This is a genomic window from Effusibacillus consociatus (assembly GCF_042652925.1).
Classification (GTDB): Bacteria; Bacillota; Bacilli; order Tumebacillales; family Effusibacillaceae; genus Effusibacillus; species Effusibacillus consociatus.
Genome location: NZ_JBHSHC010000050.1, coordinates 35,365 through 54,890, shown reverse-complemented (window position 1 = coordinate 54,890; position 19,526 = coordinate 35,365). Strand labels below are relative to the sequence as shown.

Annotated in this window: 23 protein-coding genes; all 23 read right to left on the bottom strand. The window is 51.3% G+C overall.

Features of this window, described 5'->3' with window-relative positions:
* Positions 1 to 20 precede the first annotated feature (20 nt).
* On the bottom strand, positions 21 to 251 hold the full coding sequence (locus ACFO8Q_RS07325) for a hypothetical protein (protein WP_380025109.1): 231 nt from the start codon (positions 249 to 251) through the stop codon (positions 21 to 23).
* A gap of 63 nt (positions 252 to 314) precedes the next feature.
* On the bottom strand, positions 315 to 1,160 hold the full coding sequence (locus tag ACFO8Q_RS07320) for a hypothetical protein (RefSeq protein ID WP_380025108.1): 846 nt from the start codon (positions 1,158 to 1,160) through the stop codon (positions 315 to 317).
* Between the two features lie 7 nt (positions 1,161 to 1,167).
* Positions 1,168 to 2,772 (bottom strand): S-layer homology domain-containing protein, encoded by a 1,605-nt coding sequence (locus ACFO8Q_RS07315; protein WP_380025107.1) that lies wholly within the window; start codon positions 2,770 to 2,772, stop codon positions 1,168 to 1,170.
* A gap of 51 nt (positions 2,773 to 2,823) precedes the next feature.
* On the bottom strand, positions 2,824 to 3,264 hold the full coding sequence (locus ACFO8Q_RS07310) for a Tad domain-containing protein (RefSeq protein ID WP_380025106.1): 441 nt from the start codon (positions 3,262 to 3,264) through the stop codon (positions 2,824 to 2,826).
* Entirely contained in the window at positions 3,264 to 3,683 is a 420-nt protein-coding gene (locus ACFO8Q_RS07305) for a hypothetical protein (protein WP_380025105.1), read from the bottom strand. Before ACFO8Q_RS07305 ends, ACFO8Q_RS07310 begins: the two co-directional genes overlap by 1 nt.
* Before the next feature lie 2 nt (positions 3,684 to 3,685).
* A complete protein-coding gene (locus ACFO8Q_RS07300; RefSeq protein ID WP_380025104.1) occupies positions 3,686 to 4,105 on the bottom strand; it encodes an A24 family peptidase in 420 nt (139 codons plus the stop codon).
* Between the two features lie 4 nt (positions 4,106 to 4,109).
* Complete coding sequence (locus ACFO8Q_RS07295) at positions 4,110 to 4,316, bottom strand: hypothetical protein (protein WP_380025103.1); 207 nt, start codon at positions 4,314 to 4,316, stop codon at positions 4,110 to 4,112.
* A gap of 19 nt (positions 4,317 to 4,335) precedes the next feature.
* Positions 4,336 to 4,569, bottom strand: a complete 234-nt coding sequence (locus ACFO8Q_RS07290; RefSeq protein ID WP_380025102.1) for a hypothetical protein — start codon at positions 4,567 to 4,569, stop codon at positions 4,336 to 4,338.
* Positions 4,570 to 4,922: 353 nt separating this feature from the next.
* Positions 4,923 to 5,666: a type II secretion system F family protein gene (locus tag ACFO8Q_RS07285; RefSeq protein WP_380025101.1), complete on the bottom strand. Its 744-nt coding sequence runs from the start codon at positions 5,664 to 5,666 to the stop codon at positions 4,923 to 4,925.
* Between the two features lie 452 nt (positions 5,667 to 6,118).
* Positions 6,119 to 6,970 carry a type II secretion system F family protein gene (locus tag ACFO8Q_RS07280; protein ID WP_380025100.1) on the bottom strand — a complete coding sequence of 284 codons (852 nt, stop codon included), beginning with the start codon at positions 6,968 to 6,970 and terminating at the stop codon, positions 6,119 to 6,121.
* Positions 6,967 to 8,280 carry a CpaF family protein gene (locus tag ACFO8Q_RS07275; protein ID WP_380025099.1) on the bottom strand — a complete coding sequence of 438 codons (1,314 nt, stop codon included), beginning with the start codon at positions 8,278 to 8,280 and terminating at the stop codon, positions 6,967 to 6,969. Before ACFO8Q_RS07275 ends, ACFO8Q_RS07280 begins: the two co-directional genes overlap by 4 nt.
* The gene (locus ACFO8Q_RS07270; protein WP_380025098.1) at positions 8,277 to 8,891 is read right to left on the bottom strand and encodes an SAF domain-containing protein; all 615 of its coding nucleotides are present in this window, start codon (positions 8,889 to 8,891) and stop codon (positions 8,277 to 8,279) included. Before ACFO8Q_RS07270 ends, ACFO8Q_RS07275 begins: the two co-directional genes overlap by 4 nt.
* The gene (locus ACFO8Q_RS07265) at positions 8,888 to 10,252 is read right to left on the bottom strand and encodes an AAA family ATPase (RefSeq protein ID WP_380025097.1); all 1,365 of its coding nucleotides are present in this window, start codon (positions 10,250 to 10,252) and stop codon (positions 8,888 to 8,890) included. Before ACFO8Q_RS07265 ends, ACFO8Q_RS07270 begins: the two co-directional genes overlap by 4 nt.
* Before the next feature lie 13 nt (positions 10,253 to 10,265).
* Positions 10,266 to 10,463, bottom strand: a complete 198-nt coding sequence (locus ACFO8Q_RS07260; RefSeq protein ID WP_380025096.1) for a DUF5049 domain-containing protein — start codon at positions 10,461 to 10,463, stop codon at positions 10,266 to 10,268.
* A gap of 15 nt (positions 10,464 to 10,478) precedes the next feature.
* Positions 10,479 to 11,261 carry a DNA adenine methylase gene (locus ACFO8Q_RS07255; protein WP_380025095.1) on the bottom strand — a complete coding sequence of 261 codons (783 nt, stop codon included), beginning with the start codon at positions 11,259 to 11,261 and terminating at the stop codon, positions 10,479 to 10,481.
* A 408-nt stretch (positions 11,262 to 11,669) separates the two neighbouring features.
* Positions 11,670 to 13,025 (bottom strand): DNA cytosine methyltransferase, encoded by a 1,356-nt coding sequence (locus ACFO8Q_RS07250; RefSeq protein ID WP_380025094.1) that lies wholly within the window; start codon positions 13,023 to 13,025, stop codon positions 11,670 to 11,672.
* Positions 13,026 to 13,064: 39 nt separating this feature from the next.
* A complete protein-coding gene (locus ACFO8Q_RS07245; RefSeq protein WP_380025093.1) occupies positions 13,065 to 13,340 on the bottom strand; it encodes a hypothetical protein in 276 nt (91 codons plus the stop codon).
* Between the two features lie 29 nt (positions 13,341 to 13,369).
* Entirely contained in the window at positions 13,370 to 13,519 is a 150-nt protein-coding gene (locus tag ACFO8Q_RS07240) for a DNA methyltransferase (protein ID WP_380025092.1), read from the bottom strand.
* A gap of 125 nt (positions 13,520 to 13,644) precedes the next feature.
* Complete coding sequence (locus ACFO8Q_RS07235) at positions 13,645 to 13,788, bottom strand: hypothetical protein (RefSeq protein ID WP_380025091.1); 144 nt, start codon at positions 13,786 to 13,788, stop codon at positions 13,645 to 13,647.
* 53 nt (positions 13,789 to 13,841) lie between these two features.
* The gene (locus tag ACFO8Q_RS07230; protein ID WP_380025090.1) at positions 13,842 to 14,780 is read right to left on the bottom strand and encodes a M23 family metallopeptidase; all 939 of its coding nucleotides are present in this window, start codon (positions 14,778 to 14,780) and stop codon (positions 13,842 to 13,844) included.
* Positions 14,781 to 14,816: 36 nt separating this feature from the next.
* A complete protein-coding gene (locus ACFO8Q_RS07225; RefSeq protein WP_380025089.1) occupies positions 14,817 to 16,316 on the bottom strand; it encodes a hypothetical protein in 1,500 nt (499 codons plus the stop codon).
* Positions 16,300 to 18,771, bottom strand: a complete 2,472-nt coding sequence (locus tag ACFO8Q_RS07220; RefSeq protein WP_380025088.1) for an ATP-binding protein — start codon at positions 18,769 to 18,771, stop codon at positions 16,300 to 16,302. Before ACFO8Q_RS07220 ends, ACFO8Q_RS07225 begins: the two co-directional genes overlap by 17 nt.
* A complete protein-coding gene (locus tag ACFO8Q_RS07215) occupies positions 18,768 to 19,484 on the bottom strand; it encodes a TcpE family conjugal transfer membrane protein (protein WP_380025087.1) in 717 nt (238 codons plus the stop codon). Before ACFO8Q_RS07215 ends, ACFO8Q_RS07220 begins: the two co-directional genes overlap by 4 nt.
* Positions 19,485 to 19,526: the final 42 nt, after the last annotated feature.

Below are 19,526 nucleotides of genomic sequence, written 5' to 3'. Positions count from 1 at the left end.
GAATTCTCTCTTCTGCAGCCTCACGAATTTCTCCGATTTCGAATGGAGTACTGAAACTCTTCCCCTTGCCGTAATTCAGTGATCCCTTTTTGCCGAAGATAGTCCTCGAGATTTTCCCGGTAGACTCGGGCGCATTGACCATTACTCTCACGAATTACCAGATACTCGTCACCAAAAGCATCCTTCTTTCGGCTGATCAATTCGGCCACCGTCATTTCAGCTTCCTCTCCTTTTGCAATTTCGCCATACACCGCCGATCGGCTCCTTTGCAAAGGGAAGAGGCCCCTCAAATGAGGAGCCCCGATTTTACTTAATCATTCATACAATCGTACTTTTGGTGGAGCGGGCGGTGTAGCTGCCGGCGGCAGAACCGCTTGTACTGTTAGAGAACCAGTGACACCCTTGTATCGTGCCGTGATTGTAAAGGTTCCTTGATTATCCGGTATAAAACTGGGACCGTTACTCCAATTGGCAGCGTTCGTAATAGAACGACTGGTTCCATTACTATAAAAAGCAGTTGCCGTAAACGAATAGGTTTCACCTGCTACTAAGGAAGTCGGCCCGGAAACTGCAATTCTCAATACGTATGGAGTAGGAGGAGTCGGGTTGCTGGGACTTGAGGTATCATTGCGACCTCCGCTTCCGCTTGAACTGCCGGAGTTGCTAGATCCCCCCTTGTCCTGCTCCTGTTGTGGAGAAGTAATTTTCACAACCCCGCCTCCCCACTCTCTGTTTTGAGAGGTAGCCCAGTCAACACGATTCCCACGTGATTCGTTATCCTTCCGGACCGGGGTACTGTCAACATATGTGTGTCCTTCCCCATAAATATCCCCAAACCCGCTTAATTTACCGTCTTTGAAAATCGGTACCGTCATATAGGTATTCTTCATCCCATCTCGTTGATCCGCGTTAAATTTTGGAATACTTGCTCCTACAGCTTCACTGACAGTACCATCTGTGGGGATCAGCCTTCCTTTTCCGTTATCCTTCGCCTGCGTGACATAGCTTGTACCATCCCTCTTGACAACTCGCACCTTATTTGGCCCTTCATAATGGACGATTCGCCCATCCGGCAACGTATAATCCGCATAAGCCACTCCGGCAAGGAATAAAAAAACGAGCGTGAATATCCACGCCCGCTTACGAAGCTTCTTTTTCATTTGGTTGTCATCCTTTCTTTTTATATTTTTTCAAAACCTGTTCGAAACGTTTCCCCAGCTCCTGCTTATGAGCTGTTACCTCTTCCTCTTTCATGGATTGAATTTCCCGCCAGAAAGGATCATCACTCATTTCTTCCCAAACAATCCCGTCAATGCTTCTAACAATGGAACCTCCGCCAAAAACATTGAACAATACCCAAAGGCTTTCTACCATATCTTCTGGTGGTTGGTTAGCGAATCCCACTAGATTCCCTGCCTTGAGATAGAATAAATGGTGGATTCCCTCTTTTTGTGACAATGGTTGTTTGGATTCCAGAGTTTTTACGAGTTCTGCATTCGGTGTCTCCTTTGTCGGAACATTCATGATTCGCAAAAACTGAACTTTTCCGGGAGATGCTTCCTGAAACACTTCATTTAACGTCTCTACGGCATCTTCCTGTCGGGGATTGTCGTAGTTTCCGGTATATTCGAAGGCATAGTAGGTGCCGCTTTCATCAATATATTTAAAACTTAGCTCACGGCTAACAATCGGTTCCTGAAAATTAGGCATAGGCCAGTCCTTCTGATTGGGAGATGGCACCACGATTGGAAAATCTACAACCGCCCATTTGCGATTGGCCTGACGTTTTATCACAATTATAAATGGATCGGTCTTCTGCATATACCATTGTCCATCCATCTTTTGGCTAATTCCCAGATACCAGGATACTATGGCAAAGTCGTTGTTAATATATTTTGGATAAAACTCCCCCTTCCAGACCCAAGGACCTGAAATATCAATTTGTTTCATCGAACGAGCCGCCATCAGATAGGTTCGGTATTGTTCAATCGCACGGTCACTGGCAAAGGATTTCAAATCTGACAAATCGAGCGTATCCCTTTTTTGGGTGAATGCCTCTTCCCAGCCGGCATCAATAAACATATCCGCAGCTATTCCCGGTTCCCACGCGCCAATAAATTTATCAGATGCATACGGACTTTTCGGCTTATTTACCTGAAGCGTATTTAATAGCATCGTAGCGGCCTCAGCCCGTGACGCCTGTCTTTCGGGACCAAACGAGCCATCAGGATACCCGCTTAAGATCCTGTATCCCGCCGCTCTGGAATTATCCTGATAGTATGGGTGACCGATCGAAACGTCCGAAAATATTTTCTCCATCGTGGTTTTCTCTCCGTAGCGGTCGGCTGCTCTTGCTGCCATGCGGGCAATTTCTTGTCGGAGAATCGGTTCGTTGGGTTTTAATTCTGCTCCGTAATCTCCTTCTTTTAGCACGCCCATGTTCCATAGATGTGAAACAGGCAGGTAATACCAATCCTGCTTGTCCACATCTCTGTACGGAATGGCAGCTGAAACCTCTTTACTGTCCCCAATGGCGTTGCTTAGAGCAGTAATAAACTCAGCCCTTGTGATGGACTCGTCCGGATGAAAGGTTCCGTCAGGATAACCAACAAACAGCCGTACGGCGGATACAGTATTGATCGTGGCTTCCGCCCAATGTCCCTGACTATCCGGAAAGACAGCCGTTTTTGCGGAAGCTTTCCCTGCCAAAGAGGGAGAGAATCCTGTCAGCAAAAGCACCAGGCTAAGTGTCAAAATGAGGTATTTTCGCATTCCATTTTCCTCCTTTTCCAGAAGGTTCCTTTTTCATAATTTTAACTCTCTTTACGAATCAAATCCACCTGTTGATCGAACATGAAACGGCCAAGGGGCAATCCCGGGATATCCCAACGATTGCAGGAACTTGCTTGTTAAGGGGAGCGGCACCTCCGCGCGAGCATCAATCAGAAACCGATTGCGGCTCACTTTTTCATATAGAACCGAATGCAGGGTGACATCACGAAGAATCGGCTTTTGTTGAAGATTCCGATGAAAGGTTTGCTCCGATTTCCTCTTTGCCAATGTTTCATCGATTTCCGGAATCCAATGATTGGGGCGCCCCCAGCGATCCCAGCTATCTGGAACCATTTTGATTTGAAGAGCGCCAGCCATCGCAGCCGCATCTTCCACGTTTAACAATTCATAGCGGACCGCCACCGCATAGCCGACATCGACAGACAGGCAGATCGTGCCCGCCAACACAAAGATCAGAAGGACTTTTTCCATTAGGATCCCCACTCTCTGGGAAACGAAGATGTTGCGTGAAAAGGGATTGTATCATCAATGGCAATCCCAAACTTTTTCAACGAGAAAGGGAATTGAAAGCGGTAATAGACCGTTACGGTCGAGTATTCCCCGTCCCGAAATTGGATCCGTACATCGCGTGAGGCTTCAAATTCCGGGTTCGTTGTGGAAATCGCCCCTGCTTGCAGTTCTTTTCGGATAGCCTCAGTCACACGTCCGGCATCCTCAACCCGCGCCGCCGTTCGGGCTCCAGAGGCGGAGGCAGAGGAGACCACTTGATAGGCATGAAAAAACAAAGCTGCATTAGACAACAGGAGCACTCCAATCAATAGCAAAGGGATCGTCAAAAAGGCATGTTCCAGAAAAACGCTTCCGCGTATGTCCTTCCAAAACCGCCGCATGGTCAACCTCCTCTCCACAGTAAACTCCCTACAGCCAACGCTAGCGGCAAACCATAGGGAACGCCCGTTTTTCGTATGGGCATTTGCTTTCGCCAAGCCGCAAAAACGGCTAAAGGGATCGAGTATACGGCTGCCCAAAACCAGATGCCCAGCAGTGCCCAGGGTCCCCAAAGCGACCCGAAGGACATCATCAAGCGAACATCGCCTCCTCCCAACCACCCCCTTTGATAAGGAATCAGGAGTAAACTGGCTACCAGTATTCCGGTAAAGGATTGAAGAAATCGATCCGTGAAAATAGAAAGGAGGAATCCCGCGACGATCCCCCCTATCGTTAACCAGTTTGGAATGGTCCTAGTTTTCACATCCGTCCAAGCGCTTAGGCCCGCCAACAATAGTCCCAGTGTATCTGTGATTGGAACCACCGGCCTACGCTCCGATCCGGGAAGACCACCAACTCTTCAATCCTTGAATGATGGTGGTAAACAAATCAATTAAAAGAGGGCGTACGGTCCATATCACGCCCCCGATTACAATCGCCAACACCATATACTCCCAGAACTCCAACCCGCTGCGATTCTGGAAAAAGCTTTTTGACCATAACCAGACCTGTTTCCACTTTTTTCCCTTTGTCATTCTGCCAACCTCCCAACACTTATTTCAAACGTTCATAAAACCAGTAGGCCTTTGTATAGGTACGTACCCCTTTCTGTACCGGGATCCCAACCGTCGCTTTGCCATTCCCGTTCCAGCCCTTCTTATTGGCTGTTCGGATAGCAAGTTCGTCTGCCTGACTACCGTATATCTCCTCTCTTGTCCCCTCAATGGATACATATAGCCCTGCCATCGCATTGATGGGATTTACATAGCGGGCCTCAATCACGTGCATGATGGATCACCTCACAGCTGCTTCAATGGATCAAAAAACCAATAGATTTTGCTCTACATCCTCTGCTGGACCACTTGATCCCGACGGTTTTTCTCCCCTTCCCATTCCATCTCGCCTTCACAAGCCGTCTGTATGACCAGTCAATCGGCCCCCACGCTTGGTTCTTCCTTGGTTCCCACGATCTGTACCACCAATCTGCCGCGTTCCCGACTTGGGATGGGATGAAAGTACCCACATAGCAAACAGGCAAGGATCCCAACTCGTCAAAGGTTTCTCGTCGTCGTACAGCAAACGATAATTTCAGTAGCTTAGGTATTGCCCCGCGCTCCTTATCAATTGATAGAAAGAACGTTTCACATAGGGAGGTTTTGTTTCAGTGATTCCAGCATCACGACAAATCCCAGAATGAGGATCGGAACAAAAATAAACAACAGCACCACAAAGAAGAGACGAACCAGAACGTCTTTGATCTCTTTCTTCGCCCGTCGCTGATAATCCCGATCCATATAACCTTTTAGATTTCGTAGTTTCTCCGCCATGGCCTCGGGTCCATACCGATCCCCGTCCACCAGGACACGCACCCACTGGTTCATTTCCCGTACCTGAAGCCGCCTTGCACTTTCAAACAAGGCTTCCCGGAATGGACGTCCGGCTTGAATTTGCACCAGCAGGATCTGGGATTCTGTTCCTAACGTCCCTTCAGCCCGCCGCAACACATCAAGCAAGGTGGTTTGAAAATGCAGACCGCTTTCCAAGAGAGGAATCAAAACGGCAATTCCTTGCCGGACCTGTTTCCGCACCTCCCTTTGCCGACGTTGGATATGGCCCCGTATCTTGAATAACGGGAAACAAAATCCGGTTGCCGCAAAAAAGAACGGGGCAAACATCCCTCCTTGTACCGGCAAAATAAGCCCCAGAGTCCCCAGCAAAAGGAACATCAGAAACTGGCGGCTACAAAAGGAAGAAACGGTTTCTTCGTTGGGGCGGCCTGCGGCATCCATTTGGCTTTCGATCCACTGCAGGTATTGTTTGGGTAAAAGACGACAAGGCAGGTTTTGAAATTGATCTTTCCATGATTCAGACTCTTCCGGTTTCATTTCTGGAGAGGACTCTTGTTTTATTTGCCTCCACAAACCCCAAAGAACTACCAACAACAAAAACGGCAGTAGAACCCAGATGGCCATTCACCTCCTTCACACGGTTCCTGCAAGAGATTTCTCACCCATTTATAAGCCCTTAAGTAAGTTTCCGTATCAAAATCGGCATTCAAAACCTACAATTCAAAGTTCTTGCCGTTTAGAACCTGTTCGAGAGCCTTTCGTAGTGCCGAGTCACTCGCGATTAACACAATTTCCTCTTTCTCACGCCCCACCAAATCCGCTACATCCCGGCGGAAATTAATTGTAAACGAGACTGCTGAGAATCAAATTGACCATTTTACTTCTTTCAATCGTCACTCTTTTCATTTCCTACACCCCTAAGCAAGGCCATTTGTTTCTTTCACAATCTCACTTTTCGCCCACAACTTCCCTTGTTTCGTCATGGCTCCTTATACATCCAATTTTGAGACCATCCGCAATGAAATTCCCAGTCCGGCCAACACCGTTAAGGTGGCTCCGATAAACAGCGACACAAACCATCCTGCTGCAAATAACGGAGAAATCGTCGGCCAAAACCAAACCAACAGTCCGAGCATCAGCAAGGGCAGGAGGTAGGCGGACAACCGATACATGCCGGTCTCGGTCCGTAAATCTGCTAGTAGTTCTTCTTCCTCCTCCCATTGGGCTGCCAGATCATCCAACGCATCCGCCATGTCACCGCCTTTTTCGGCCACCATCTCAACCAAGGTGGTAAGAATCTTGAGAGAATCAATCCCCGTCCGCTCAGTCATCCGTCGAAGGGCTTCTCCTTCTGCCGAACCCAATCGGATTTCTGCCTCCATCTGAATCAACATACTTTGCAGGGGTTCCGGTGTTTCTTCCTCTACACGGTGAATCGCCTCTACCCAGGGTCTTCCCATACGCAAAACGGTAGACAGTCCGCGAAGCGCTTCTTTCCATTGCAGGAAACAGCGGCGTTTCCACCACCATCGGTACAGGCGGTCAGCCAAAAACGGACCGCCAAGAGCTGCAAGTCCACCTACAATCATGTATACGTTTTCCCTATACATTTCCCAGGCCCAAAGACCGGCCGTACAAGGAAGGAAAAATCCTAACAGAATGATTCCCCAGGAGCGCACTGGATGCTGAGGAAACCAACGGTCCAATTGGTTGAACCAGCGGGATCGGCCCGCAGTTGTACCAAGCAGAAACGATCGGAATGCAAAGCGTTTCTCTTGTTTCCTCCACCACCATGCATAGATCGCCAACCAGAGAACAATCGTAACCCCCAACCCGGTCATGCGGTTGCGCCTCCTTTCAAAGGAACCTGGATTCCCCATGCCTGAAACTCACTGGCCAGGCTTGGACTTATGCCTTTAAACGTCAGCTTGCCAACGGGAACTCCATGATTCCCAATCCCTGTTTGAACAAATTCAAAGATCGGTCGGGGAACAATCTCCTGATCCGTCCGCGTGACCTCGCAAATCGATTTTAGATAAATCTGATACCCCTGTTTTCCTTCGGCCCGTTCCATTTGGATTAGGATACGAATCCCCTCTGCCATCAGGTCGTCGACAACAGCGGCAGGCACTTCACCGGCGGACAGGCTGAGCATTTTCAGGGCGGACAAGGCCTGCTGCGGACTCCCTGCATGCACGCTTGTAATCACCTGATGTCCGGTGTTTGCCGCCCGCAGTGCATCCAAAGCTTCCGGTCCCCTCAATTCCCCGATCACCAAAACATCCAAGTACATCCGCATGGCTGCCCGCACATACTGACGAAGTTTGTATCCCTCCCCGTTCGGTCCGGGAAGGACTTCTTCCATGGAGATCACATACGGATGGTCCGGGCGCAGTTCCCGCTTCTCCTCCATGATCCCCACGATACGGTGGGGCGGCAGAAACGGCCGGGATAAAAAATGCTGGATCAAAGTGGTTTTCAACGAACCGGTATTGCCGGCAATCACCCAGGAGAGTCTCCGTTTTTGCACGGCATGCAGAAACTCGATAATTTCATCTGTCAAAATCCCCATTCGGCATAACTCGTCAATGGTTAAAAAGCGGGAAGGACGGCGGATGGTGATGATCGTTCCAGACGCCGTTTTCAAAGCATGCAAACGGGAGCCATCCGTCAGATCCAAATCCACCTCGTGCGTCGCCTCGTCGAAACTTCGTCCTGATTGGATCGCCAACCGATGCACAAACCGGCGGCAATGTTCCTCATCACGGAACCGCCGCTGCTCAAACCGCCACCGCTTTCCGTTTTGCGTAAAATGGATGAGACTCGGTCCAATCACCTGGATATCGGAAACCCCCTCCTCATGAAACAGTGGCTCCAATGGGCCATACCCGGTCATTTCCTGCAGCGTTTCCTGCAGCAGATGCTCTTTCTTTTCCCTCGTCCATTGCGGGTAACAGCTTTCAATCGTATTCAGGATCAATTTCGATAGGGCCTGTGTAGGTCTTCCCTCCTCACCCTGCTGAAAGTGATGAGGACGCAATTCACGATAGACATCCCGCAAAATGGTTTCCAATTGTTCACTCGGCGCAGCCGTTTGCACCGGTACGGTGGTGGCCCATTCCGGACGCCTGTTCCATCCCTGAAACCTCACGATTTCACCGCCTTGGGCAGCAGTGCAATCCGAACCTTAGCGCCGGAGGAGCGGATCGCATCCACATCGCGTACTTTTTCGGGGGGTATGGCTACCAGCATCACATCGTCCCGCTTCGCCAAAACTGGCGCTTCCACCACCACCCAGCTCTGTTCAGTTCCCTGGCGGATAAAACCGCTGATAACCACCTCGTCTCCCGCCTGTACAAAGGCAGAATCTGACGATTCCAAAGGAAGAGGCATTGCCACTTTTCCCCCTTGCCCCGAATAGAGCATCATCCCCGCCCAAGAATCGACCGGCAGAAGGTGCCCTTTTCGTAAAGGAGAACCCGGAAGGATCCCCATGGCCGTGTACTTTCCGATCGCTTCTTCTTTGGATTTGATGGCATCCTCTGGTACAGCGGAACGGGGAAGCCGATGGATTTCCACATCCGAGGCAGCCAGGGGTGTAAACTCCGTCAGTGCATGCGTGACCACGAGCACATTCACCTGATCCCCTCCCTGCAGTTGCCTTTGGATTTGGAACCCTACGAAGACGGCAAGAATCGCCGCCAAAGCAAACAGGAGCGTCGACCGTTTCCGCTGCCCTTTGAATTGGAAAAATCGGTTCACAGATTCTCCCCTCCGTTTCTTGGTTTTCGCATGAATGTGTTTCGGATCCGAAGCGTCCAGGGGCGGGGGCGGCTTTCCAACCCGATTCCCCATCTTTCCGCATACTGTTGTAGTTGCCGAACATACGGGGAGTCCGGTTGGGTCAAAGCGACACAGCGCCCGCTTTTGCCCTCCTGTTGCACCAACGGATCCTCCGGCAGTGCAATTGTTGGCTTCCAGGGAAGAAACTCCCCGATTTCCTCCAAGGAAATCCCCGCCGGCCCGGTTCGATTGAGAATCAACTCTACTGTGTGTTGTTCCTGCAGGACAGGCGTTACATAAGGAACCATCTTTCGAAGGTTTTTCACGCTGGCCGGTTCATCGGTTGTCATAAGCGCCACGCGATGGGCTTGTCCCAACATAAAACTCGTCAAATCGTCAAAGAAGGGCGAGGTGTCAATCAGCACCACCTGATACTGTTCTTTCAACCAGACAAACAACTGGGCAAGCGCCTCTTCCGTGATCCCCGAAACATCCATATAGGAAGTAGGGCTGGCCAGCATAAAAAATCCCGCTTCATGCCGAATGAAGCAGGATGCTAATTCTTCGGGATCTCCCAAAAGGCGTACGGCATCTGTAATGGTCCGTCGCGGGTGGATGTGCAGGATCGACAACAAGGTGCCCAAAAACAAATCCAGATCCAACACGGCAACGTGTACCCCGTGTTTGGCAAACAGTGCGGCCAAGTTCAGCAGAAATGTCGTTTTTCCGATTCCCCCTTTTGCCCCGTACACAGCCAGCACGGTGGCCTCTCCTTTCTGCGAAACCGAAGGGGGTTCAACGAATAAATTCGTTTCCTTAATCACTTCTTCCACCGTTTTTTCTACAGGCGGTCTCGGTGAGCTTGGTGATTTGGATTCGGATGCTGCCGGTTTTTCTGCTGCTGTACTTGCTCCCCACTTTTCTTCTATCCCTTGCTTGTCTGTCTTCTTTCTGCGCTGCGATAACGGCAGACCATCCGAAAGTGGGGAAGTAAGCTCCAAATCCTCTCGCTCATTCGATCGTGTGTTGCCCCTTTCACTTTGTTCCTGCAGTTGCTGAAGGACTTTTTCAACCGGCCAATCAATCAAGATCCATTTTTCTTGAAAATCCGCACCCTCTTCTTCTTGCGAAGTGGAATCCAGCAACAACCAGACGTCCCGTCCTTTGTTCCGCCAAACCTTTGCCAGCGTTTGCCACTGCCCATACGTAGTATCAAGCACAATCGGCAAATGATCCTTCACCTGGTTTTCCCGATGTATCACTTCGACCCGCAGACCGGCATTCCGCAAGTCACGAATCCAGTCGTGCCGTTCCTGTGGTCGAAATATCTGTAGTTTCAAAGACATCACCTTCTTACGAAGAGACAATTTCAAATCCTTCAAAAATCCCCTGGATGTAGTCCCGTTTATGATCTTGCATCCAGAGAACGGTTTCCGTATAGCCCCACTTTGCGGCATAGTACATCACGGCCCCGTAATCCAACATATTGGTGACTCCCGAGGACCGAACCGCTTCTAATCCATCAAACACCTTTTGCGACACCTGCACCATTACAAGTTCCCTCCTTCACTGGACTTTGGTCGGATCGTAGTTGGTGATAAACCATTCTTTGACCGTTTGGCGCCCCTCCGTTTGTCGGGAAATGCTGTATCGGGTTTCCACCGACTCCATGAAAAATGGAGCATACCACTCCCGTACCAAAGGATGGTCATTGATCGTAAGCAAAAATTTTCCTTTCACCTGACAGAGCAGATCCCGTAATCGTTCATGGTCTTCCTGTGAAAAAGGATAGAGGTAGCCGGAAAGTCCCAAATACGGAGGGTCGACATAAAAAAAGGTGTCCTCGCCGTCATATCGGGGGATCACCTCGTCAAAACTTCGGTTTTCAATGTAGACACCGCGCAGCCGCTCGTGGGCCGGACGAAACTTTTCTTTTGCCTGAGAGAAATCATAGGCCGGTTTCGATTTCGCATAGCCCCAATCGTTGCTGTTGTTATACTTGCCGCCAAAATGACTATACACCCGGTAATAAAAATCATAAGCCCGGGTCACCGGATCCCGCTCTTCCTCCCGCCGTCTCAAAATGCGTTCAAATTCATCACGGGCATACAGTGCCCATTCGAACCGTTTGACAAGTGCCTCCCAATCTTCCTGCAAAACGCGGAAAAAATTCACCAATTCACTGTTGATATCCGAAAATACTTCTATTTTTGAACGTTCTTTACCGAAAAGTACCCAGCCGCCTCCGCCAAAAACTTCCACATAACAGGAGTGATCCGGGATACGTTCAATGATCGCCTTTCGCAATCGGGATTTCCCGCCCTGCCAACGAATCGGACTGTTAATCACCCACTTCACCTCTCTTTAAAGATCGCAATCCGCGTTTCCAAAAACGATTCATCGTCAATAGTTTCATTTCCGATTGCTTTGAACCATCATCCAGGGCACGAACCGTTTTCATCTGATGCTTCTTCCTGTTTGCATCAGGAATAATGCGATGTACACGATATCAAAATCCGAACCTCTTCAAATCTTCCTCACAGATGAATTTTCGTGCCTGTACAAAAGAGGTTTGAATGACTCGTGCAGGATGATTTCGGCAAGCGGTAACAAAGCGACCTTGACAGTCCTTAGGTCCGTGTATCACTCCCCTCAGAACATACTCTTTCTCACAGATTGGACAGAAACAGAGATTGTCCCTTTCGATACTCACCGTGTTCACCCCAACCTTTTAAGAATCTTGTTCGATCCCAACGGCTACTCCATTTTTCCAATGGCTTTGTTTTTGTTTGTTTTCTTCTTTTGCAACGCATCTGCGATGCACATCGCTAACAGGTAGGCCATCCGGGGTGGAACCGCATTTCCCACCTGCCGGTACTGGGCGCTTAAACTCCCGTAAAATACAAAGAAATCGGGGAAGCTTTGGATCCTCGCACATTCTCGCACCGTAAACCTTCTCGGTTTGGAGGTGTTGGGATGAAAATGGGCACCGGCGAAGAGGGTCATGTTGGCAGTAATCGTCGGATTGGGTTTTTCCCAGACACCTATTTTTTGGCGTCCCTTGATCAAATTCGCTCTTGCAGGAAGCACCTGTTGAAGAATTTCAAACGGAATGACCCCCTGCGGGTTCGCATGCGACACCATCTTGAGAATCATTTCCTGCTCACGGGGAACGGGGCCGTGATTCGGATGAAGACCTGCCGCTCGATAGTGAGCCGTGACGGTCTTGGCAGGCTTGTCCCAGTCGGTTGCACGATTGGCCTGCTCGTACTTCCAATTCAGGTTGACATTTTGAAACAAGTGGCCCTGATGATTGGGGGGACTTCCCGGATGAGCCAGATCCACATCTTTGGCCAGGTGTGCTGTTATCGTCGCGCTTGGCTTCCCCCAGTCCATGATCCGGCAGTCGTATAATGAAGCACCCGTTCCGGCTTTTTGGAGCCGGTTCTCCATGGATTGCGTTCGCAGTTTTGTCAGATGGTGATTGGGCACTTCTGCCTCGTTTGTCAAAGGATCCGGAAGATCGCCGATCACATCCCGCAAAACCGGTCTCGTCGGATCCAGCACAGGCCATTGAAACTCCACCTTCAAATCCTGCCGGAAACCAATGATAAAAATTCGTTCCCGTGTTTGCGCCACACCATAGTCCCATGCGTTCAACAGCTTCCAATGCAGATGAAACCCCGCCTGCTGCAACAGTTCCATAATTGTGTCAAAATGGGGACGCTGCTTTTTACTCAGCATTCCCTTCACATTTTCCATGAGGAAAAACTTGGGCTGCACTTCTTTCAGAATGCGGGCATATTCATAGGGGAGCTGGTTTCTGACGTCGTGGGGATCCCGTTTTCCTGCCAGGCTAAATCCCTGACAGGGCGGCCCGCCCAGCAGCCCCAGAATTTCGTGATTTCCAACCATTTCTCTCAATCTTTTTCCAGTCAAAGTCCTTACATCTTCCCGCAGCACTTTCGCACCGAAATGGTTGTTCTGAAAGGTGATTAACGCGGTACGATCCAGATCCACTCCCAACCGCACCTCAAACCCGGCTTGCTTAAAACCACAAGAGAGTCCACCTGCTCCACAAAATAAATCAATGCAGGGTCCGCGATTGCCCATCCCCTATCCCTCACCTTCTCCGCAAAAACGAAGAACGAATCAGTACTCATCTGGCAGCAATGCGGTTGCCACCCAGCGGTTTCCGTAGTCGTCAAAGATGATCCAGATCTTTGTGGGCAACGCCACATTTAACGTTTCAAGCGTCTTGCCATTCCCATCGGTTGCCTGCACCTGACTACCCTTTGGATGAAACGCAATAAAAGTCGATAGATGAAGATGCTTCTGCGCCGTCCCAAACAACGTAGCCAAAAGAACAGGGGACAATTGAAGACGCTTCACCCCTTGTGTCATGACCTGTTCGACCGGTTTCGCCATGCTTGATTCCTCCCTTTTGTTCGATTCGATTAAGGCCATAAAAAAAACGGCTTCCAGTTGGAAAGCCGCTTTTTTGCCATCTCGACATACTGTGGATTCAATTCAAGTCCAATAAAATTCCGGTTGTGTTTTCGTTCCACCAGACCCGTGGTGCCCGTGAAAGTTGACTTTTTCCGCATAACTCCCCTCCTTCCTCAACATTGGAAGCTCTGCCATGCTCCATATTCAACTGGCGATTTGTTGCTCGAAGTGAATCCTGGTTTTCTATCAGAAATAACATGTGGTTCATCCGGAATGGCCTTCGTCACTTTCTCAGATTCTTTTGATAGGACAGATCCCGTCGAGCGGCAAAACGCCATATCGCCGTCGAAAACAACATTCCCAACACTAGAGGCGACAGTTGGCCCTTCACATCTTTTGTCTTGGCCGCTTGCATCCCGTTTCTCACGCTTATCCTCCTCCCCTTGTATGGAGTTTTGTGCTTGACCAAAATCCCAAACTTTATTTTCGGGAACGATTCGGTTGTCGGACCATGGACAAAGGATCCACGGGCTTTCCCCCAACACGGATTTCCAAGTGGAGATGAGACCCCGTTGAACGGCCAGTGCTCCCGACCGCACCGATTTGTTCCCCCCGATGCACTCGGGTTCCTGGTGTGACAAACGCCGCTGACAAATGGGCGTACCAGCTTGTGACGCCACCCGAATGCTGAATCACAATCAAATTGCCATACCCGCCGGAGTCTCGTTCCGCCAGAACCTGTACGACGGTTCCGTCCCGGACCGCCAGTACGGGGGTACCAATCGGCGCCGGAAGATCAATCCCTTTGTGAAAGTCCTGCTTCCCGGTCAAAGGATCCGTCCGTCGCCCGAACCCGCTCGAGATGTCATGAAATCCCGGGAGTGGCCATATCCACTCCTTGCTGCTAGGAATCAGAGATTGGTAGACTTTCGTCCAATGAAGGACCTCCTGCACAAACGAATCGGCATCGCGGTAACGGCGCAGGGATGTCTCTATATTTTTTGGATCGTCCAGAGATAAAAAATGGGCTGCCGTATCAATGGCATCCCACGGGTTATTCGGATCCACCCGGTTGTCGTTGTCGCCGTCAATTCCATACAGGGTCCATTGCTCATGGGAAAACGGAATCCACCCGATTCGATCCAGTTCTTCCCCTGGATGCTGCCCAAAGCCGGTGGTCACCTTCGACAAAGCGGCCAATAGTGACCACGGAACACCATATTTGGCCTCCGCCTGAAAATAGATGGAAAGCAGAGCAGTCGGAACTTCCCCCTCTTGATTCGGCTCTTTTGCATACCCGGAGTCCGAACTGACCACCGCTCCCAGCAAGGCCGCCGTGATGGCAAACACTAGAAAGACGGTCAGCATTCCGCTCACTCCCAGGGAACCGATTAGACCCCACAGCCATTTCCGTTTCATGTTCCTCCTCGTCCTGTTCCTTGACTCTCTCCCCGGTTACTCAAACCACTTGCCCACCCATTTTTTCGTTTTCATCCACGTTTCTTTTGTGTCACTCCAGTGCCGTTGAACCTCCTGCTTGGAGTGATCATACACATCGTGCGGCGTGGGGGATTTGATCGCTCCTAACAACGTCTGCAGAATCCGTTTCCGGTAGAGCAGAGCCACCACAAACAGAATGGCGACCAAAATCTGCTGTATCATTAAAAAACCGGAAGAACGGGCCAATACGTCCGCCAGCAAAAGGGTGACTCCGACGTAAAACCCATACACGACTTTGGTCCCCAGTGCCCCCAGTAACCAGGCCGTCCAGCGGAGGATCAGGGCAAATCCCCGTTCCGGCACCATCCCCACCAGAAAAATGACAGGAGCGATCAGAATCACGGCCAACGCAATCTCCTGCGCCACCACCATAATGCCTGCCACCACCGCAATGAATAAAAGGAAACAGATACTGGAGAGCAAGGACAAAAGCAAAATCAACCCCCGTCCGTCGACGCCCTGTCCTCGAAACAGACGGGAAATATCGTTGTGGTTTCCGTGATCGATTTGGGAGTCACCCATCACCAGCCGGAGAATTCGCCGCTCTTCAGAAGTAGACGGGTACTTGCGGATGCTGTTTGCCCACGCATCCCCTTCCCGGATATCAAGCGTCAGTTTGGCCTCTTCCGCCAGTTTCCGGATTCCCTCCACCTCGTCTTTCGTCATGCGAACATCGCTGGCATCCTGACGGTTAAATTCCCCGATCTGCCAGGGTCGGTCCACCAACAGTTTCCACAGCCGGTTGGACGTGGCAATCAGTTGATGGTCCGCCGCTTCCAGCGGATTACGCAAAACATCCCCGGTGATCCGTTGATAAGGCGAGGCGACGGATCCCATGACCACCTGCGCGATCCGGTCCACCGTGACCGATACGGCCCGAACCGATTGTCCGGAATGGCTCATGAACCAAAGGCTGCCGGCCAAAATGAGAATGGCCCCCAACAGTCCCGACCAGAGTTGCGTCGTCTGATTGTCCCAATACCCTTTTTTGACCGCCCACACAACCAGGAAAATCAGGGAAAACGGCAAGAAAGGGACAAACAGGCTGTTCTTTAACCCGCTCATCAAAGGGGTTACGACTTCCAACTGCTGGTTGATCAAATCGGTATGAAACGCCAACTGCATCAACCAGATCGAAAGATGAACGATCAGTGTATGGATCATAAATCCCACACCATAGAGACCGTTGCTGATCACGGGCAGTGGATCGTTGAGCTTGGGTTTGATGCCGCCCCACTCCCATTCAATCATGTCATAGCCGATGTCCCAGCCGTAATGGGTCACGGGAAACGCGCGGTAGTCGAGCGTTCTATCGCCTGCCTGCACCCCCAGATCCTCCTCCTGCGGGAGCCATTTTTCCAGCATATCGCTTTCGGCAAACGCGGTCTTCAAAGGAATCATAAGCAGGATCCAGATCATCAACCCCAACAGGAGTCGTTTACGTTTGAATGTCACGGGGTGTCCCTCCTTCCGAAGGAGAGGTATTGAACAGCTCCAGCAAATCGGAAGGCAGCGGCTCGATCCGTACCCAGCCGATCCGTCCTTCAATATCACGCATATAGCACTCCCCGGACCGAAGATCGCGGAATGATTGCCGCATGTCCTCGTCATCCCGGTCGAGCCCCAACAGAACCAGATTGTCACGAACAGCGCGGGGGTCTTCCGTACGGAAACAAAAGATGGAACCGAGGTTGTTGCGGATCTCTTCGTCGGACACATCGGACGGGTTTTGCGTAACGATCATCGGCACAATGTCAAAACTCCGCCCCATCCGAATGATCTCGTCAATCAGCAAAGCCCCTTCGGGGAACGCCTTCAACATCCAGGCTTCATCAATGCCAAAGATTTTCAAGACATGGGTCGGGCTGTGAAACATAAATTCCCGGCCAAGAGAGGCGACCAGATACATGAGACCCAGACCGAAGCGCTCGTTAAAGGTGAGATTTGTCCCCACTCTCTTGGGAAGGGGCAATCCGGACAGACTCACCACCACAAACCGGACGCCGGTTAAATCGGTGATCCCTTCCCCGTCTTTGGAAAAGACAAATTTTCCATACGGACTTTTGGCATAGGTCTGCAAACGGGTCGCGCAACGCCGGGCCTCTGCAGCCATGGCTTCAACAGGTAACTCCTCCGCCAACTCTTGTAAGATGCGAATAAGCTGAAACATATCCCGCTTCGGCTGGGAAAACACCCGTTCCACGGCTTCCAGGATGACATCCGCTCGCTCGTCGTTTTTCGTGCCTTCCAACAGTAAGCTCAAAAAATCAAGGGCAATGCTGTGGCAGCGCTCTTCACTCTCTGACAGACGAAACGGGTTTAAACGGGTCGGTGAATGGGGAGCAAAGTTCAAGACCGCCATCTCCCGCTGGAACTCCGGCAGTTGGGCAAAACAGTGATCTTCCCCTTTCGGGTCAATGGCGAACACGATTGCTTCTTGATTGAATGCTTGATAGTACAGCGTTTTTTTCAGAACCGATTTCCCCGATCCAAGGGTACCAACAATCACAATAGCGCCGGAACGGTTCAGTTCCTGCGACATCGGGCGGCGAAGGTCCAGCAGAACCGGAATCCCCTGACGTGTCCGTCCGATGTAGTCGCCCAACGGGTCCCCGATCTCCCGGCTGCCGTGCAGCATGGCGGCCGCGAGGTAGTTGGGGTCCATCGGAATGGTGTCTTTTAACATGGCGATACCCGGCACAAATTGCAGAAATCCTTTTGCCTGATCGCCCGGTGCACGCACCACCCGAATCTGGCGGTTGCTGTACAGTTGGCTCAAGGTGGTGGCGCGGGCTTCCACCTCTTCCCGGTTCGATCCGGCGACATTGATCCAGGCATCCACATGGATCAGCGGCATTCCTTTCTGTAATTTGTTCTCCAGCACGCGTCCCCGTTTTCCAGCCCACTCCAGGCTGATGGGGGCCTCTTCCGCCGCCTCCCGGTACTCCCGCCGCTGGTCGCGCAACGCTTTCCGGTTGCGTTGCAGCCCCTGTGCCGCTTCATGCGGCGATTCCACCCGAAAGCGGAGGCTTACCTCGGTTGGAAAAGGCAGATCCTCCAACAGATACAGCCATTCGCTGCCGGCCACCGGAACTTCCTCCGGGACATCCACCACATGAAAAAAGGCCTGGTAACTTTCGACCCGGCCTTCGTCGTCGTGACGGACGATCCATGTCTTCATTTTTTCTTCCGCAAACAGCTCGCCTTGCAAACTGGTAAGCAATGACGTTTTCGGTCGCACCAGCACCCGGTCGCCCCGAATGACGATACGACCGATCGGCTGTTCCCCAATGATCGGCGGCGGTTCCTGCACCGTTCCCCGAAAAAAGCCGCGGCGAATCAGCCATTCAATCTCCTGGGGGCGGCAGCGCTCCCCTTGCAGCAGTTCGGCAATTTGGCCAAACTGAAGCTGCTCCGCTGCCAACGCGTCCTCCATCTGGCGGACATCGATTTCCCCTCGCGGGCGCAGCCAAAACTGGTCTTCCACGATTTTTCCCGTATGGGACATCCACTGCTTGAACGTGGCCCCGGTTCGCGCCCAGCCGGACAGGTCCACTTCGGGAAGCCCGCGCCGCAGCAGGGAGAGATGAAGCATCAGGTACAAGGTTCGCCGCCAGGGACGCCGTTCATGAAACCGATCAGTCACCGCTTCCGCATACCGGGTGTATTCGCAGCCCTTGCCCCGCTGTTTCTGTTTCCATTCGGACGCGTCCATTGTTCGGGTAACAGACAGAAGATGGCCTTCTCCCCGGTACGCGGTAAAAAATTGTGCAAATGCGCCGATGGCCGCCCGCTTTTTTTCTAAGGATTGATAGGCATACGGTTTGAGAGGAATCCGATACGCCGCCCATGGCGTCTGCTTGAGATCAAACAAGACGTTTTCTTCCCAATACCGGACGGGAAACTTCACCCCGAATCCCCTCCTTTTACCACCACATCCCACTGTTTCCTTTCGGCTGGCCCTTGCACCGTGATCCGGGCAGACCCGTATGTCGAGAAGCGCACCGGTTTTTGCATCAGCGGAATCTGATGAACGCCCATCGTCAGTTCTTTTCTGCCCCGTTTGCCAGCCTGAATCGTCAGCCGTCCTTGTTTCTCCTGCCATGTAACAAGAGTGGGTTCTCCCATGGAAAGAGTGTGCAAACCTTTTACTTGCCCCGTGTACATTCGAGCGTCACTCATCTCGACCTGCTCCCCACCGGTACCCGAAAGAACTTGGCGGTAGACGTTGCGCCATCTGCCGGTCCATCGACAGCGGCCCCGCACCGGACGAAATGCCCGATGTTCCCAGTTCAGGAACCATTTTGGGCGGATCGTATAGCAAACCAAATCCCATAAAAAAGCCGGAACCGTTTTTCCGGCCGGGTCGAGTTTTATGCTCCAGTAGGCGCACGCAATGGGTCCTACGGTCATCCCAAGCAACGGATCAAAGGGAAGCAGCCAACGGAAAAGCGGGAACACAAAGTAGAAAAAGAAGAATACGGCCAGATAGAAAAACCATAAGACAATCCCGTCCCGCTGAATCGGCATCCACAATTTCATGTCGCCAATTTGATAGATCACCGGACGGATCCGGTACAACGCTCGATAGGATGCGGCCGTTTCCACCTGTTCCGTTTCCATCCCATCCCTCCTCCCGCAATCGTGTCAGACATCTCATTTTTC